17 protein-coding genes and 1 pseudogene are annotated in these 16,568 nt (G+C 41.6%); all 18 read right to left on the minus strand.

The features are described from left to right. Nucleotides 1-7: 7 nt before the first annotated feature. Entirely contained in the window at nucleotides 8-2,026 is a 2,019-nt protein-coding gene (cheA, locus tag PUN35_RS05800; protein WP_014479794.1) for a chemotaxis protein CheA, read from the minus strand. Between the two features lie 5 nt (nucleotides 2,027-2,031). After that, entirely contained in the window at nucleotides 2,032-3,105 is a 1,074-nt protein-coding gene (gene cheB / locus PUN35_RS05805; protein WP_003245823.1) for a protein-glutamate O-methylesterase CheB, read from the minus strand. 1 nt (nucleotide 3,106) lies between these two features. Further along, nucleotides 3,107-4,003 carry a flagellum location/number ATPase FlhG gene (flhG, locus tag PUN35_RS05810; RefSeq protein WP_072592533.1) on the minus strand — a complete coding sequence of 299 codons (897 nt, stop codon included), beginning with the start codon at nucleotides 4,001-4,003 and terminating at the stop codon, nucleotides 3,107-3,109. Beyond that, nucleotides 3,994-5,094, minus strand: coding sequence for a flagellar biosynthesis GTPase FlhF (flhF, locus tag PUN35_RS05815; protein WP_014479792.1), 1,101 nt, complete (start codon nucleotides 5,092-5,094; stop codon nucleotides 3,994-3,996). Before flhF ends, flhG begins: the two co-directional genes overlap by 10 nt. Continuing rightward, nucleotides 5,094-7,127, minus strand: a complete 2,034-nt coding sequence (gene flhA, locus PUN35_RS05820; RefSeq protein WP_014479791.1) for a flagellar biosynthesis protein FlhA — start codon at nucleotides 7,125-7,127, stop codon at nucleotides 5,094-5,096. Before flhA ends, flhF begins: the two co-directional genes overlap by 1 nt. Nucleotides 7,128-7,159: 32 nt before the next feature. Beyond that, the gene (gene flhB, locus PUN35_RS05825; protein ID WP_014479790.1) at nucleotides 7,160-8,242 is read right to left on the minus strand and encodes a flagellar biosynthesis protein FlhB; all 1,083 of its coding nucleotides are present in this window, start codon (nucleotides 8,240-8,242) and stop codon (nucleotides 7,160-7,162) included. Next, a pseudogene (gene fliR, locus PUN35_RS05830) lies at nucleotides 8,242-9,020 on the minus strand (flagellar biosynthetic protein FliR). The gene flhB and the pseudogene fliR overlap by 1 nt, the downstream one beginning before the upstream one ends. A gap of 7 nt (nucleotides 9,021-9,027) precedes the next feature. Beyond that, the gene (gene fliQ / locus PUN35_RS05835; RefSeq protein ID WP_003220888.1) at nucleotides 9,028-9,297 is read right to left on the minus strand and encodes a flagellar biosynthesis protein FliQ; all 270 of its coding nucleotides are present in this window, start codon (nucleotides 9,295-9,297) and stop codon (nucleotides 9,028-9,030) included. A 14-nt stretch (nucleotides 9,298-9,311) separates the two neighbouring features. Then, nucleotides 9,312-9,977 carry a flagellar type III secretion system pore protein FliP gene (gene fliP / locus PUN35_RS05840; protein WP_003245692.1) on the minus strand — a complete coding sequence of 222 codons (666 nt, stop codon included), beginning with the start codon at nucleotides 9,975-9,977 and terminating at the stop codon, nucleotides 9,312-9,314. Next, on the minus strand, nucleotides 9,970-10,629 hold the full coding sequence (gene fliZ, locus PUN35_RS05845) for a flagella biosynthesis regulatory protein FliZ (protein WP_014479789.1): 660 nt from the start codon (nucleotides 10,627-10,629) through the stop codon (nucleotides 9,970-9,972). Before fliZ ends, fliP begins: the two co-directional genes overlap by 8 nt. Before the next feature lie 14 nt (nucleotides 10,630-10,643). Further along, complete coding sequence (gene cheY / locus PUN35_RS05850) at nucleotides 10,644-11,006, minus strand: chemotaxis protein CheY (protein WP_014476812.1); 363 nt, start codon at nucleotides 11,004-11,006, stop codon at nucleotides 10,644-10,646. A 25-nt stretch (nucleotides 11,007-11,031) separates the two neighbouring features. Further along, the gene (fliY, locus tag PUN35_RS05855; RefSeq protein WP_014479788.1) at nucleotides 11,032-12,168 is read right to left on the minus strand and encodes a flagellar motor switch phosphatase FliY; all 1,137 of its coding nucleotides are present in this window, start codon (nucleotides 12,166-12,168) and stop codon (nucleotides 11,032-11,034) included. After that, nucleotides 12,158-13,156 carry a flagellar motor switch protein FliM gene (gene fliM / locus PUN35_RS05860; RefSeq protein WP_003220879.1) on the minus strand — a complete coding sequence of 333 codons (999 nt, stop codon included), beginning with the start codon at nucleotides 13,154-13,156 and terminating at the stop codon, nucleotides 12,158-12,160. The genes fliY and fliM overlap by 11 nt, the downstream gene beginning before the upstream one ends. Nucleotides 13,157-13,189: 33 nt before the next feature. After that, complete coding sequence (gene fliL, locus PUN35_RS05865) at nucleotides 13,190-13,612, minus strand: flagellar basal body-associated protein FliL (RefSeq protein WP_003231964.1); 423 nt, start codon at nucleotides 13,610-13,612, stop codon at nucleotides 13,190-13,192. Next, nucleotides 13,609-13,824 carry a swarming motility protein SwrD gene (gene swrD / locus PUN35_RS05870; protein ID WP_003231966.1) on the minus strand — a complete coding sequence of 72 codons (216 nt, stop codon included), beginning with the start codon at nucleotides 13,822-13,824 and terminating at the stop codon, nucleotides 13,609-13,611. The genes fliL and swrD overlap by 4 nt, the downstream gene beginning before the upstream one ends. A gap of 39 nt (nucleotides 13,825-13,863) precedes the next feature. Continuing rightward, nucleotides 13,864-14,658 carry a flagellar basal body rod protein FlgG gene (gene flgG / locus PUN35_RS05875; protein ID WP_014479787.1) on the minus strand — a complete coding sequence of 265 codons (795 nt, stop codon included), beginning with the start codon at nucleotides 14,656-14,658 and terminating at the stop codon, nucleotides 13,864-13,866. A gap of 21 nt (nucleotides 14,659-14,679) precedes the next feature. Next, the gene (gene flgD, locus PUN35_RS05880) at nucleotides 14,680-15,102 is read right to left on the minus strand and encodes a flagellar hook assembly protein FlgD (RefSeq protein ID WP_014479786.1); all 423 of its coding nucleotides are present in this window, start codon (nucleotides 15,100-15,102) and stop codon (nucleotides 14,680-14,682) included. Further along, complete coding sequence (locus tag PUN35_RS05885) at nucleotides 15,099-16,562, minus strand: flagellar hook-length control protein FliK (protein ID WP_014479785.1); 1,464 nt, start codon at nucleotides 16,560-16,562, stop codon at nucleotides 15,099-15,101. Before PUN35_RS05885 ends, flgD begins: the two co-directional genes overlap by 4 nt. Nucleotides 16,563-16,568 lie beyond the last annotated feature (6 nt).

The following is a 16,568-nucleotide window of genomic DNA, read 5'->3' on the forward strand; positions in this document are numbered from 1 at the left end:
CGAATGGTTAAATAATCAGTGCATTACAATCAATAATGAGCGCTACTTCTCCGTCTCCTAAAATAGTAGCTCCGGAAATTGCAAAGACGTTTGTTAAATAATCTCCGAGTGATTTCAGCACAACTTCCTGCTGGCCAATAAAGGAGTCCACCACAAATGCAGTAGGTTTGTCGCCTTTTTTCACGACAATGATATGGAGCTGTTCCGCATCTTTTCTTGTATCTTCTATTTTAAACTCTTCTTTTAAATAAACGACAGGGACAATATGCCCTCTAAAGTCAATCACTTCACGGTCATGCGTTTGCAAAATGTCTTTTCTGTCAATAACTGCTGTCTCAATGATTGAAGAAATCGGAATGGCAAATATCTCTTCTTCCAACTTAATCAGCAGAACTGAAATAATAGACAAGGTAAGCGGCAGCTGGATGCTGAATAGAGAGCCTTGACCCTCGGCTGATTTCACACTGACTGAACCGCCAAGAGACTCCAGTTTGTTTTTTACAACGTCAAGTCCTACACCGCGGCCGGAAATATCAGAAATTTGGTCAGCAGTTGAGAACCCCGGAGCAAAAATCAATTCGTAAATTTGGTTGTCTTCTAAGGTTTCAGCTTCTTTTTCCGTTATGACCCCGCGCTCAAGCGCTTTTTCCAGAATTTTTTTGCGATTAAGGCCTGCGCCGTCATCCTCTACTTCGATAAAGACATGGTTGCCGCTGTGATAAGCTTTAAGCACAACTTTTCCTGATTCCGGTTTTCCCTTTTGCAAACGTGTTTCCGGCGCCTCGATACCATGGTCAATACTGTTTCTGATCAAGTGAACGAGTGGATCTCCGATTTCATCAATTACTGTACGATCCAGTTCAGTTTCCGCACCGATGATCGAGAGTTCAATTTTTTTATTCAGCTCTTTCTGAAGCTGGCGAATCATTCTCGGGAATCTGTTAAAAACAGTTTCAACCGGGACCATTCTCATATTCAGAATAATCGATTGCAAATCTCCGGAAATTCTCGTCATTCGTTCAACCGTTTCAGTCAGTTCATTGTGCTCAAGCTCTTTCGCAATCTGCTCGAGACGCCCGCGGTCAATGACAAGCTCTTCAAATAAGTTCATTAAAGAATCAAGCCTGTCAATGTTGACACGAATTGTTTTAGATCCGCCGGCTGAATGCTTCGCCTGCTCATCGTTTTTAGCAGGCTGTTTTTGTTTCTCCTGCTTCGCAGGTACAGCTGCTGCTGGTGAATCTTCTTGCTTAGATTCTTCAGGCTTTTCGGCTGATGTTAAAGGAGCCCCTTGAATGACTTCAACATGCTCAATTTCCGACACGCCATTGATTAATTGTTCAATGTCTTCCGCTGATTGATGTGTTAAGAAACAAACTTGAAAATCAGTTCCAAAATCTTCCGTTTCAAGCACTTCAGCACTTGGAATTGTTTTGGCTACTTCTCCGACTTCATTTAGTTTTTCAAACACCATATAGACACGAACTGCTTTTAACATACAGTTTTCGTTCAGAGAAATCTTGATTTCATATCGTTTGAAGCCTTGCTCCTCCGCTTCTTGTATAACTGTACGTTCAAATTCATCATATTCCCAATCAGATGCTGAACTCTGTGCTTCTGCAAGTTCCGCGGAGGCAGCGGATTCAGCGTGCGCACCATTCACATCAAGCTTGGCACTCACTTCTGAGATATCTCTTTTACCATCCCCGCCATCAATAATAGACTGAACCATTGCTTCCAGGTGATCCAGAGCTTCAAACAAAATATCCAGCCAGTCTGAGGTGACTGCCATGTCTCCGTTTCGGAATGCATCCAGCACGTTTTCAAGCAGATGGGTTAGGTGTGCTAAATCCGTGTAGCCCATCGTTGCGCTCATTCCTTTTAATGTATGGGCAGCCCTGAATATATCATGTACGAGCTGAAGATCAGTCGGGTCTTTCTCTAAAAGAAGAAGCTTTTCATTACATGTTTGTAAATGTTCTTTACTCTCATCAATAAAGACATCTAAATACTGATTCATATCCATTTGAATCACACCCTCTCTTTTTTCACACAGCTTGTGATGGATGCTGCGATATCTTCCACATGTTTAATCTCATGAATGAGACCCGCTTTAACAGCAGCTTTTGGCATCCCGTATACGACACAAGATTCTTCAGACTCCGCAATGGCTTTCACATTGCCGGCTGTTAGCATGTCCTTTAGCCCAGCAGTGCCGTCACTGCCCATTCCGGTCATGATAACCGCTACTTTTTCATAATCTGTCAGTTTCCCGACAGAACGGAATAAATAATCAGCAGATGGTTTATGACGGCTTGGGGTGTCATGGTTATCAAGCACAACCTGGAGTCCTTCGCTGTTTTTAATAACGGATATGTTTTTTCCGCCCGGTGCTATGTAAACACAGCCGTTAAGAGCTGCTTCACCATCTTTTGCTTCTTTTACCTGAATGTCAGATAAATGATTCAGCCGATCAGCCAAAGAAGCAGTAAACCCTTCAGGCATGTGCTGAACGACAACCACTGGTGCGTTCAAATCTTTAGGGAGCTTCGGTATCACCTTTTGTAACGCTCGTGGACCGCCTGTTGATGTGCCGATACACACAATTTGTCTGCCCGTGCCAGGTTTCGGTTTGCTTAATTCAGGCTTAACGACAGCACGCACAATAGGTTCGGGCCGAACTGTCTGGGAAACAGGACGTTTCCGCTTGCCGGAAAGTCCTGCCGCGACGACACGCTCAACTAATTGTTCTTTAATTTTGTATAGATCCAGAGATATTGAACCTGATGGCTTTGTGATAAAGTCAAAGGCACCGATCTCCAAACAATTAATTGTGCATTCTTTACCTTTCTCGGTCTGGCTAGACACCATAATGACCGGCAAGTTATAAATCTCAATAATTTTGCGGAGCGTATCTGTCCCATTCATGACCGGCATTTCAACATCAAGAGTAATAACATCCGGTTTTAATAATTCAATCTTCTTAAGCGCTTCTTCTCCGTTTCTCGCAGTTCCGATTACTTCTATCTGCTTTTCCTCGGTCAGAAAATCACTTATCATTTTTCTCATAAAAGCTGAATCATCAACTACAAGCACACGAATCAAATTAAGCCCTCCTCATTAAAAAAGAAGATAATTTCTCAATAAATGTCTGTTTGTCTTCTTTGTGTCTCGTTTCTTCTCTTCCAAACAAGGCGTCCGCTAAAATACGGACTGACCGGCTGGCTTTTGCCTGAGGGCTTTTTATGAAAAAAGGAACCTGTTCGACAACCGCTTTGCTCACGATCACATCGTCAGAAACGGAACCGGCAAACTGAACCTGAACATCCAAAAACATATGAATTGTACGGGAGAGGCGGGCAAAAGCGTCAAGCCCTTCCTTTTGGTCACGGCACCGATTGACAGCCACCTTCATTGAAAGCTTATTTTCTGTCAAAACCAAGTGCTTGACAGCGCTGTATGCGTCCAAAATGGCCGTCGGCTCGGGAGTTGTTATAATCAAAATATCTTCTGCTGATAAAATAAAAGGCAGTTGATCTTTTGATAAACCCGCTCCCATATCAAACAGCACATAATCGAACTGGCTTAATGCATGAGAAAGTTCATTGGCAAAAAACGTCCATTTTCTCTGATCGAGCTGAAACATCACATCAAGACCGGTTCCCCCTGATATATACCGCAAACCCTTTGGGCCAATGGATAATGACTGGAGCAAAGGCTTACGATCGGTTAAAACATCAATTATCGTGGCAGACGATGAATTTCCTATTAATATATCAATGTTCCCCATCCCGATATCAAGGTCGATGAGCAGCACCTTCTTACCTTTATCCTGGAGCGCAAGTGCCATATTTAAGGTAATATTGGATTTTCCGACACCGCCCTTGCCGCTGATGACAGCAAGTGTCTTCGCTTTTTGTGAATAAACCATTGGCAGAACGCGCTCACGTTTTTCCATTTTCGCCCGTAAAGTTGCTGCTTGGTCATATCTGTTCATCTGCACAGCATCCTCACAAAACCAAGTGGAGATACAGTCTGTATATCCTCAGGCACATTCTGTCCGTTTGTCATAAACCCGACACCTATTTTTGATTCTGCCAGTATATTAAATACAGAACCTAAGGAAGTCGTTTCATCTATTTTCGTAAAAATATACTGATTGACAGGGACGGATGAAAACCGTTTGACAATATGCTTCATATCTTCATATTTTGCAGTCGCGGATAAAACAAGAAATGACTGAATGCTGCTCTCAAAAGGAATCGTTTCTTTCAGTTCATCAATGTATTGCGGGTCCTTGAAGTTTCTTCCGGCTGTATCAACAAACACATGATCATACTCAGAAAATAACTCCTTCGCCTGCTGAAATTCTTCTTTTGTATAGCAAACTTCCAGAGGAGCCTGCAGCAGTTCAGCGTATGTTTTCAACTGTTCAACAGCTGCAATACGATACGTATCTGTTGTAATAAAAGCGATTTTTTTATGTTTTTCAAGCATAGATATGGCTGCGAGTTTAGCCAGTGTAGTTGTTTTACCAGCCCCTGTTGAACCAAAGAGAACGATATATTTTGAATGAATTGGCTCCTGCCACTTGTCTGCTGCGGGCAGCGTATCGCATAGTATTTCCTGAAGTTTGCCGACAACATTTTCTTCAGTCAAGCCGCCTGCTTCAACAGAGAAGCGAAGCAATTTTTTCAGAGTGTTCGTTTTCGTAGACTCTTTGATCCCTGTTTCTTGCAAAAGCTTTTCTGCTTTTCGCAGCGGCTCAGGAAGTACAGATTGATATGCTGAAAAATCACCTAGCTCCTGTTGCGCCGGAATTTGAGGGGGATATGTTCTCTCCTCTATTTTCGGACTGCTGACCGGAGTTTTTAATGTTTGTTTCGGTTCAGCTGCCTTCTGAGGCGTTTTTTTCTCAAGAAAGTCCTGATCCAATACGGCGATTACTTCAACAGCAGGCTTGTTGATGAGGCCAAACCATTTTCGCTTTTTAATTTTTTTTGAATTTAATATGACCGCTTCATTACCTAACTCTTTTCTGATGAGAAGTGCAGCTTCTTGCATTGAAGCAGCAGTAAATTTTTTTATTTTCATTAAATATCCACCACTCCAATGCTTTGTACCTCAACATTCGCCTCAAGTTCGTTATAAGAGAGTACCGGAAGATCAGGGAAGTACCGTTCCAGAAGCTGCTTCACATACATTCTGACAGGCGGCGAGCAAAGAAGAATCGCGGTTTCCTGACGTAATGAGAGCTGTTCAGCTTCTTTAGCGACAGAGCGCACTATACTTTCTGAAATATCTGGTTCAAGTGATAAATAGTTCCCGTGTTCCGTCTGCTGCACACCGTCTGCTATTGCCTTTTCTACACGGCCCGAACAAGTAACAACCTTCAACACTTCATTTTCTTTGGCAAACTGTGCTGTAATTTGTTTAGCAAGCGCTTGTCTTGTATACTCTGTCAAAAGATCAGAATCTGTTGTTAATTTCCCATAGTCAGCAAGCGTTTCAAAAATCGTTACTAAGTTTCGAATTGAAACTTTTTCTTTTAAAAGCTTAGCAAGCACTTTCTGAATATCACCGACAGACAATGGATTCGGCGTAACCTCTTCAACCAGGACTGGATACGATTCTTTCAAGTGATCGATCAGCTGTTTTGTCTCCTGCCTTCCGATCAATTCGTGGGCATGCTGCTTAATTTTCTCCGTAATATGCGTTGAAACGACTGATGCAGGATCAACTACTGTATAACCAAGCATGTCGGCTTCATCCTTTACCGCTTCGCTAATCCATTTAGCCGGCAGACCGAATGAAGGCTCCACTGTTTCAATCCCTTCAATGAGATCGTCCTCAGGAGTAGGCGACATCGCTAAATAATGATCAAGCAACAGCTCGCCTTTTGCTACTTCGTTTCCTTTAATTTTCAATCGGTATTCATTAGGCTGCAACGCTATATTATCTCTGATTCGCACGACAGGAATGACAAGCCCGAGTTCCAAAGCCAACTGACGGCGTATCATAACAATTCGGTCTAATAAATCACCGCCTTGATTGGCATCAGCAAGCGGTATCAGGCCATATCCAAACTCAAATTCTATCGGATCTATATGCAGAAGCTGAACGACACTTTCAGGGCTTTTAAGCTCGTCCACCTCAGCCTCTTCCTCAAGAATCTCATCCACTTCTTCTTTTTCCTTACCTGATATAGATAGTGTATATGCGCCAAAAGCAAGCAATCCCGCAAGCGGCCCCGTCAGAAGGATGCCGATCGGAGTGAAAATACCTAAAAGCATGATCGTAGCTGCTGCGACGTATAAAAGCTTTGGATACGCAAACAGCTGGCCTGTAATGTCATGCCCTAAGTTTCCTTCAGATGCAGCTCTTGTGACCACAATACCCGTAGCCGTAGAAATTAACAGTGCCGGGATTTGCGAAACAATTCCATCCCCTACAGTCAGCATCGTAAAGTGTGAAGCAGCCTCTTGAATGGACATGCCCTGCTGAAGCATTCCGATCACGATTCCGAAAATAATATTGATCATCACAATGATGATTCCGGCAATGGCGTCACCTTTTACAAATTTACTGGCACCGTCCATTGCTCCATAAAAGTCTGCTTCTCTTGCCACTTTTTCGCGGCGATGCTTCGCTTCCTGTTCGGTAATCATCCCTGCGTTTAAATCAGCATCAATACTCATCTGCTTCCCCGGCATTGCGTCCAGCGTAAACCTTGCTGCAACCTCGGAAACACGTTCAGCACCTTTTGTAATGACGATAAACTGAATAATAATAAGGATGATAAATACAACGAGTCCAACTAATACATTTCCGCCGACAACGAAATTTCCGAAAGTCTCGACGACTTTCCCTCCTTCACCGTGTGAAAGAATTGAACGGGTAGTTGAGACGTTCAAGCCCAAACGAAATAGGGTCAAAAGCAGCAACAGTGACGGAAAAATCGAAAACTGAAGCGCTTCCTGCATATTCATTGTGGTGAGAAGCACGATCAACGCAAGAGAAATATTAATAATGATCAAAATACTTAACAGCCATGGAGGAAATGGAATCACCAGCATCGCCACAATGAGGACAACACTTATTAAAACGGATAAATCTCTTGTTGACATGCTGTTTTTTCTCTCCTTTTAAATCGAAAAATTCAATATACTTTTTGTTTTGTTTTATATACGTAAGCCAGAATTTCTGCTAAAACTTTAAAAAATTCTTCCGGCACTGCCTGGTCAATTTCCACCTGATCATATAACGCACGGGCAAGCGGTCTGTTTTCTACCATCATGACATCATGCTCTTTAGCAATTTTCCTGATTTTTAACGCAAGGTGGTCGACACCTTTTGCAACAATATAAGGAGCGTCCATTTTTTCTTCATCATATTTCAAAGCAATCGCATAGTGAGTCGGGTTTGTGATAATGACATCTGCTTTTGGAACTTCCTGCATCATCCGCCTCATCGCCATTTCCCGCTGTCTTTGTTTAATTTTAGACTTAATAATCGGGTCACCTTCAGATTTTTTGTACTCGTCTTTTATATCTTGTTTTGACATTTTGATGTTTTTCTCATAATCAAATCTCTGATATAAATAGTCAAGACCAGCAAGAATTAATAAAGCGCCTGCACCGCTTAGTCCCATCCACAAAGTGAGTTTTGAAACGAAAGATAGTGCCTCTTCGGGTGTCAGGAGAGGAAGCCGGAGAATTTCTCCATAATGCAGCCAAAGCACAGCAAAAGCCGCAAAACCGACGACTACGATTTTCAAAATTGATTTAATCAGCTCTACAATCGCCCTCATACTGTATATTCGTTTAAAGCCTTTGATCGGATCCAGTTTTTCAAGCTTAGGCTGTATCACTTCAGCAGAAAATAAGAACCCAACCTGCATATAGTTGCTTACGACTCCTGCAACAAGAGCAACAAGCAAAATCGGTGCGAGTATTATGCCCATATCCTTTAATAAGCTGACAAACAATGTATGCACATTTGATTCTGAGAGCTTCATTGTGAGCGATTCGGTATAAAATGTTTCTATGAATGACAGCAGCCTGTCTCTCATATACGGACCAATTGCAATAAGCGAAAGGAATATTACCAGTAAAGAAACGGCGGTATTGACATCCGAGCTTTTGGCTACCTGCCCTTTTTTTCGCGTATCCTTCCGTTTTTTCGGAGTTGCTTTTTCTGTCTTCTCTCCCGCAAAAAACTGCAGGTCAACTCTAAGCTTCATTAAGAAACACCGACCAATGCTAAAAGATTCCGCATCGTTTCAATCGTTAAACTGAAAACATTCCGGACAACGACGAAGATAACGGACATACATACAATGAGCATGATGAAACTGACAGCGATCTTTAAAGGGAGACCGACCACAAATACATTTAACTGCGGAACAGTTCGAGCCACGATGCCTAATGCTAAATCAACTAGAAACAAGCTGGCCACAACCGGCGCTGACATTTGAAAAGCGATAATAAACATTGCATTAAAGCTTTTCGCAATAAAATAGGCAAACTTTTCATCGCCGAAATTCGGAAATGCCTGATCAACTGAAATATACTGAAAGCTGTAGTAAATACCATCCAGCAACAAATGGTGGGCATTGACACTCAGCATAAACAAAAGTGCCATCGTATAGATAAACTGGCCAATCAACGGACTTTGTGCACCGGTTTGCGGATCAATAACGTTTGCTATTGAAAATCCCATTTGAAAATCAATAAACGAGCCGGCAATCTGCACTGCGGCAATCATCATATAAGCAATTAAACCCAGACATAGGCCGACCAAAGCTTCTTTAAACGCCAAAAGCATATAGTGCTCATCTATCTCCAAAGAGGGCGGTTTATCAATGGTGCTGAAACAAATGACCGCAAGAAAAAAAGCAAAACCTATGCGATGAACAGCTGGCACATTTCGATGTCCAAATAGCGGAATTGTTACAAAAAAAGCAGAGATTCTAATAAAAACCAATAAAAAGCAGGAAATAAGTCAATAATTGAATTCATCTCTACATTACCCTGCAAAACGATTTAAATTAGAAAACAGCTCTGTTGTAAATGAAAGAATCGTCGACAGCATCCACGGACCAAAAAAAATGAGAGCCAGGAGAACCGCCACGATTTTCGGAATAAACGCCAAAGTCTGTTCCTGGATTTGAGTTGTCGCCTGAAATATGCTGACAATTAAACCGACCAGTAAAGCAATAGCCAATAATGGCCCGCTGATCATCAGCGTTACGTATACGGCTTTTTCCGCCATAGAAATTACAAATTCTGAACTCACGTTTAGCACCTACCCTAAAAGCTCTGAAGCAAAGATTTCACAATTAAATACCAGCCGTCTACCAAAACAAAAAGTAATATTTTAAAGGGCAGAGAAATCATAACTGGAGGCAGCATCATCATTCCCATTGACATCAAGACGCTCGCCACTACCATATCTATAATTAAAAAAGGGATAAAAATCATAAAACCTATTTGAAATGCTGTTTTAAGCTCCGATATGGCAAAAGCCGGAACCATTGTTGTTAACGGAATATCCTTTAATGATTCAGGTTTATCCATTTTCGCGTAATTCATAAACAGCGCCAGATCCTTCTGCCTTGTGTGTTTACTCATAAATTCTTTAATCGGTTCCTCAGCTTTCGTATACGCTTCATCCAAGCTGATTTTGTTGTCCATTAATGGGGTCAGCGCTTCTTTATTAATTTCTGAAAAAGTAGGAGCCATGATAAAAAATGTTAAAAACAGCGCAAGCCCGATAAGAACCTGGTTTGGGGGCATAGATTGCGTCGCAAGTGAAGTTCTGACAAATGACAGAACAATGACGATGCGAGTAAAACAAGTCATAAGAATCAATATTCCAGGCGCCACTGAAAATACAGTTAACAATAATAGTAATTTAACAGTCGAACTTACGTTTTCCGGATCGCTTGAACTGAAAATATTTATAAACTCATTCATGATGACGTGGGCCTTTCTTCTTTCCTTCAGAACGGTTTTGTTTTAACTCTTCAAGTTGCTCTTTTAATGCTTTTGAAAATGAAGGCAGTTTTTGCTGCGGCTGATGTTCAGAACTCTTAAGCGGCTTCACAAACTTTTGCCACTCTATTTTGCTTGACATTGCCTCTTCATGCTGACTGAGAATGACTTCAATCTCTTTTTCATCCTCAATTTCTTTCAGCAGCTGGATCGTCTCTCCTACACCGACGACGAGCACACTTTTCCCGACCTTGATCAATTGTATGGATCTGTTCTGGCCGACCGATGTGCCGCCAATATTTTCAACATATTGAAAAGGCTTTAGGAGCCGATTTCTTTTGTTCATGAGCTTAACCAGCCCGTAAATCAGCGCGATAACAAACAGTAAAGCGAAAATCATCTTTACAAAATCAAAAGCTGAGACAGAAGGAGCAGCCGCTCCCTCCGTCTCATCAGCAGTTTTTGTTGTTTTTTCTTTCTTTTGCTCTGATTGATCTGCAGTTTTTTCATCTTTCTTTTGAAACCATTCGTTTACAGTTGAATTATCAGAGTCTGCCGCGGCAGCAGCAATCGGATGTACACTGAATAAAACGAAAAAACAAATAAAAACGATAAAATATTGACTCTTTTTCAACAGTCGTACACCCTTTAACTTAATGTTTTGTTGATTGCTTCAAGCACACGGTCAGCTTGGAAAGGTTTCACAATGAAATCCTTAGCGCCGGCCTGAATGGCATCAATAACCATTGATTGCTGTCCCATAGCAGAACACATGATGATTCTTGCCTGCGCATCAATTTGTTTAATTTCTTTTAATGCTGTAATACCATCCATTTCTGGCATCGTGATATCCATAGTAACAAGGTCAGGTGAATGCTCTTTATATTTCTCTACCGCTTGTGCTCCATTTTCAGCTTCCGCCACAACTTCAAAACCATTTTTAACCAAAATATCTTTAATCATCATTCTCATAAATGCTGCGTCATCTACAATTAAAATTCTATGTGCCATAATCTATCTCTCTCCTTGTGTTTCGTTATTTTAAATTATTAATGCGCTCTGCCTGGCTTAAAATGTCAGTGACTCTTACTCCGAAGTTTTCTTCAATGACAACGACCTCGCCTTTGGCAACGATACGCTGATTAACTAAAATATCTACAGGCTCACCAGCTAATTTATCAAGCTCGATAATACTTCCGGCAGAAAGCTCTAAAATCTCTTTTACGCTTCTCTTCGTTCTGCCAAGCTCAACAGTAATCGAAAGCGGGATATCCAAAAGCATATCCAGATTATGAATAGGGGCTTGTACAGCTTCGTTTGGATCAAACGCGGAAAATTCCACCGGTGAAACCTGAACTGGCGCTGCTTTTTTTGCTGTTCCCTGCCTTTTTGGCGGCTGCTGCTGTTGCTTCGGTTCAATACGCGGCTCTGGCGTCACAGGCTCTTTCGGCTGTTCGTATGTAACTTCGGGCTGCACCGTTTCTTCTTCCTCTGCACTTTCTGAGTTCATAAGGCTTGAAATTAAATCTTTCGCAAATGTCAATGGGTAAAGCTGCATAATGCTGGAGTCTATTAATTCTCCCACCTTTAAGTTGAAAGAAACTTTCACCAGCATTTCATCATCAGGAATACGGTCTGTACCCTTTTCTTCAGTAACATCCAACAATTCAACCCGAGGAGGTGAAATATCAATTTTTTTACTGAATACAGTAGACATTGATGTGGCAGCCGATCCCATCATTTGGTTCATTGCTTCTTGAACCGCACTTAAATGGATTTCACCCAGTGAAGGGTCCGCACCTTTTCCGTCTCCCCCGATCATTAAGTCAGCAATGATCGCCGCGTCACTTTGTTCCACGACTAACAGGTTGCTTCCGCTGAAGCCCTCCGTATAATTCACTTCAATCGCTACATACGGTTCAGGAAATGCATCGCTGATTTTACTTCTTGGAATGACCGTTACGCTTGGAGTCGTAATATCGACCTTTTGATTTAAAAGCGTTGACAGTGCTGTCGCAGAACTGCCGAATGAAATATTACCGATTTCACCGATCGCATCACGCTCCATTTCCGATAAGTCATCTACTTCCGGAACCTCTGGCTCATCAAGCGTGCTGCCAGTACCGTTAAGAAGCGCGTCAATCTCATCTTGAGATAATCTATTATTCTCCATCTTGTTCACCTCTTATGTCGTGATCTAAAATTTGCACTGCCTGTTTTCGATTCACCCGGCCGGCTTGTCCTAAAAATTTCGGCTTATCTCCGACCAATACAGTAAGAGGATCCGTGACTGATTTGTCCAAAGTTATGCAGTCTCCGACTTCTAAACTTAAAAACTCTTCTATCGTCAGTTCAGATGTGCCGAGCTCGGCCACGACAGGTATTTGTGCTGTCATGATACGTTTTTCAAGCGACTTTGTTTCCTCAGGCTTTGGCTCATTTCGGTCTGATTGCATCCAATAGTGGACTGAAAGCTTCGGTATGAGCGGCTCGAGTACGATATGCGGGATACAGAGATTAATGACACCGCTGATTTCACCAATTTGAGTATTGAGCGAGATCACCACGACTGTTTCATTAGGAGATACCATCTGAACAAATTGCGGATTCACTTCAAACTCAGTCATTTCCGGTTCAATATCAGCAATTGACTGCCAAGCTTCTTTATAATTACCCAGTGCATTTTCAAATAAATTAGAAATGATTTTTGTTTCAATTTCTGTCAAACTGTCAACCTTGTTATGACTGATTCCAATCCCGCCCATGACCCGATCCATCATCGTATAAGCTATCGTGGGGTTGACCTCCATCATAATTCTGCCTTCCATCGGATGGACATCAAATAGATTCAGAATCGTCATGTTCGGGATCGATCTGATAAATTCCTCATACGGGACCTGGTCAACAGAACTGACAGATATGTGAATATAGGTTCTGAGCTGAGCAGAAAAATGAGTGGTAAGAAGTCTTGCAAAATTGTCATGAATTCTCGTTAAACTGCGGATCTGATCCTTAGAAAACCGCAGCGCACGTTTGAAATCATAAACCTTGACTTTCTTCTCTTTTTCTTCTTTTTTCAGCTCTTCAGCGTCCATTTCACCTGTTGATATTGCAGAAAGCAGTGCATCTATTTCATTTTGGGAGAGAACTTCTCCTGACATTTTCCTCACCTCCGTATTCTGTCAAATTATGCTTTATTGCAGATTAAAGGAGGTAATATACACTTTTTCTACTTTTCCTTCTTGGAGGTAGCTATTTATTTTATCTTTCAGTTCCTTCTTAAAGGTTTCTTTTCCCTTGTCTCCCTCAATCTGATCAGCATTCGTATCAGCAAGCAGTGATATAACAGCGTCTTTCACTTGGAAATCACGTTTCTCAAGTTCTTCTTTTGATTTATCAGAATCAGTTTCAAGCTTAATAGCAAGACGGATAATGTTATCAGACTTTAAATTTGTTGTGATCTCTTCTACATCAACAGAAGACGCAACGATTTCATCAATACTTTTTTTCGCTTCACTTTTTTCGGACTTTCCGCCTAAAACAAAATAAGCCGCCGCCCCGAGAGCACCAATTACGATAAGAATAATTAGTAATATGATCATTAACTTTTTCTTCATTCCGGTTCCTCTATTCCTTGATCCATTGCAAATATTTGTATTTTTCGGTAGAAAGCTGCGATCTTTTCCAGAACAGCTTCTTCATCTTCTTTTACTACAAACTTCTTACCATTTGACAGAGTAATTGTAGTATCCGGAAAACATTCAATCTGTTCAATAAATAGCGCATTCAGTGTAAAGGGCTGCCCGTTCAAACGGGTTACTTTAATCATAAAACAGCGGAGAAGCGATTACTCGCCTCCCCTCCCTCCTTAACGTTTAAGGTTAACCAGTTCTTGAAGGATTTCATCAGATGTTGTAATAATTTTTGAGTTTGATTGGAATCCGCGCTGGGCTACGATCATTTCAGTAAATTCGTCAGTTAAATCGACGTTAGACATTTCGAGAAATCCTGATTTAAGAGCACCAGTTCCGCCGTCACCAGGCTGGTTCGCTGCACTGGCCGTTCCAGAGTTTAAAGATTCACGGTATAGGTTTCTTCCGATTTTATCCAATCCATCACTGTTGGCAAAAGTAACAATCCCGATTTGTCCCCCGTCTTGTGTTTTCCCCTCAGCATCAACAATTGACACCTTTCCATCAGAACCAATGCTAAAGCTTTGAGCATCAGTAGGAATTTTAATTGTTCCCCCATTCATATTTAACACATGGTAGCCATCACCTGTAACCAGTGTTCCGGTATTATCTAAATAGAAGTTCCCTGCTCTTGTATAAGCTGTCCCGTCACCTGTATCAATTCGGAAGTAACCGTCGCCGTCAATTGCTAAATCAAGTGTTCTTCCTGTGCTTTGTGTCGCGCTTGTTGAATGAATTGTATCAATTGTGCCAGATGATGAACCTAAACCGATTTGCTTAGAGTTTGTTCCGCCGATTGTTGCACCAGCAGCAGAACCGCCGGCAATCGTTTGGCTTACCATATCTTTAAAGGTCACACGGCTCTTTTTGAATCCTACTGTATTTACGTTGGCAATGTTGTTACCGATTACGTCAAGCTTTGTTTGAAAGTTCTTCATACCGCTGATTCCAGAATAAAGTGAACGTAACATAATATATTCCCCCAGATGTTTTTATTTAGATGATTGTCCCACAGACATGACATTCGCAGGACTGATCTCGGTCCCATCATCAAGAACGAGATAATAATTTCCTTTAAAATGTTTAACAGAGCTTACTGTGCCTGTTTTATCTGTTGCACTTTTACCATCAGTCCAAGATACTTCTTTTCCCATCCAATCAACATACGTTGTAAACGGATCTTGGTTTTCAACGAATTGAGTCATTGTCGTATTCAGATTCATCATTTGCTCCAAGCTTGAAAAAGTCGCCATCTGGCTGATAAATTCTTTATCGTCAACCGGGTTAAGCGGATCTTGGTTTTGAACTTGAGTCATTAATATTTTTAAAAACTCGTCTTTCCCCAAGCTGCTGTTGTTCGTCGACACAGTGTTCGTTTTTTCAGGCAGTTTATATTCTGAACTTATAGAAGTCATTCTTCTTCCTCCATTTCAACCATCGACACTTCATCGAGCAGATCGCCAAAATCATTTGATTGCTTTTTCTGTCTTTGCTGTCTCTGCCCCTCTTGCTGCTGTTTCTGTTCATCAGCAAGCTGGCCGTATATCGGCTGATCCCCGCTTTGGACCGGAAGAGTAAAACGGTCAATTTGGACGGCCATATTCGGCAATGATTGCTTCAGCTGAGGAAGATGCTGTTCAAGCAATTCTTTTGCTGATTGGCTAGATGCTATGATTTTACTCTGAAACATTCCATTTTCATTTGTCAGCTTGATTGTGACAAATCCTAAATGTTCAGGGTTCAGCCGAATAGTGAAACTTCCCGTCGATCTGCCGAAAGGCGTATATTTCATCTGCTTCCACGCATTAATCACTTGATCAGCCACCGTTTTTGTTTCGGTATTTGGTATATCAGATGACATCTGCTGCAGATCAAGTGTTTGTACTCCTCCTATGCTCCGATAACCCGAAAACAGCATTTGGAGTCCTGATTTACTATCTACAGGCTGAATACTTCCAGAAACATCCGATGCATTTTTGCTGGATAAACTCTGCGAGAGCGGTGTGAGAACACGCTTCCCAAAGTCTTGTGATGATTCGGATGATTTCGATAACAAGAAGGCTTTCAGCTGGCTTTCAGCTAAACTCCATTCTTTGGTCCCTTTTTGAGGAAGCATAGACATTTGATCCATTAAGCTTTGAAAACTTTTCAGCTCTGACGCTGTCATCGAGTAAAGTTTTGAACTTGACTCAGCTTTAGTGAATATTTGCTGTTTAAGATCCTGAATTATTTGTTGAGATACACCCTTCTTTTCTAATGCAGAAAGGAATTGATCTCCATTTTGGTAAATGGCATGAGCTTCATTGCCATTCCCGCGATCAGTCAGATTATTCCCTTCTACGAGCTGGCTAATGAACATCTGGATATAGATAAGCTCTTTAGCAGGCTCGGATACTTCATTTTCATGATTTGATTGCTCTGTATCAGACTTCAGTGCTCCATTAATGTCAGAAGCAGAATCATTGGCACTCAGAGCCGTTTTAGCTTCTGAAAAGATTTTCTCCGTATCTGTGAGCAACTGATCCGTCCCGCCTGACATTTTTGATTTAACTGCTTGCAAAAGATTTTGCAACATTTGCAGAGCATTCGCATCCAATTGTTTCCCTGTCAGTTTGCTTAATGTTTGCAAAAGATTCGCATTTTGTTTGTCTTGATCTTCAGGACTTGCATTTAGCCATTCACCGATCTTTTTAAGCGCATCTGCTAAAAGCTGATCTTCGGAATTAGGAGTACCCTTTCCTTGTTCTGAGAGTTCCTTCAATCCAGCCTCAGACATAAGCCAGTTTTGAAAAACTCCTTGGCTACTTTTCATGTTTTTAGCGGCAGAACCCGTTGTGGTTTGCAGCAAAGGTCCCGCTAATTCAAGCAGCTTCACCTTTCA

This window comes from Bacillus sp. N3378-2at, assembly GCF_033412715.1.
In the GTDB taxonomy this organism is placed as follows: Bacteria; Bacillota; Bacilli; order Bacillales; family Bacillaceae; genus Bacillus; species Bacillus subtilis.

What these genes read in the sequence shown, in the direction of transcription:
- fliY (WP_014479788.1), bottom strand. Translation starts at nt 12,168, where the DNA reads ATGGAGAATAATAGATTATCTCAAGATGAGATTGACGCGCTTCTTAAC.
- swrD (WP_003231966.1), bottom strand. Translation starts at nt 13,824, where the DNA reads ATGATTAAAGTAACCCGTTTGAACGGGCAGCCCTTTACACTGAATGCG.
- cheY (WP_014476812.1), bottom strand. Translation starts at nt 11,006, where the DNA reads ATGGCACATAGAATTTTAATTGTAGATGACGCAGCATTTATGAGAATG.
- fliL (WP_003231964.1), bottom strand. Translation starts at nt 13,612, where the DNA reads ATGAAGAAAAAGTTAATGATCATATTACTAATTATTCTTATCGTAATT.
- cheA (WP_014479794.1), bottom strand. Translation starts at nt 2,026, where the DNA reads ATGGATATGAATCAGTATTTAGATGTCTTTATTGATGAGAGTAAAGAA.
- flgD (WP_014479786.1), bottom strand. Translation starts at nt 15,102, where the DNA reads ATGACTTCTATAAGTTCAGAATATAAACTGCCTGAAAAAACGAACACT.
- flhF (WP_014479792.1), bottom strand. Translation starts at nt 5,094, where the DNA reads ATGAAAATAAAAAAATTTACTGCTGCTTCAATGCAAGAAGCTGCACTT.
- flhA (WP_014479791.1), bottom strand. Translation starts at nt 7,127, where the DNA reads ATGTCAACAAGAGATTTATCCGTTTTAATAAGTGTTGTCCTCATTGTG.
- fliP (WP_003245692.1), bottom strand. Translation starts at nt 9,977, where the DNA reads ATGAATGAGTTTATAAATATTTTCAGTTCAAGCGATCCGGAAAACGTA.
- fliM (WP_003220879.1), bottom strand. Translation starts at nt 13,156, where the DNA reads ATGTCAGGAGAAGTTCTCTCCCAAAATGAAATAGATGCACTGCTTTCT.
- flhB (WP_014479790.1), bottom strand. Translation starts at nt 8,242, where the DNA reads ATGAAGCTTAGAGTTGACCTGCAGTTTTTTGCGGGAGAGAAGACAGAA.
- flgG (WP_014479787.1), bottom strand. Translation starts at nt 14,658, where the DNA reads ATGTTACGTTCACTTTATTCTGGAATCAGCGGTATGAAGAACTTTCAA.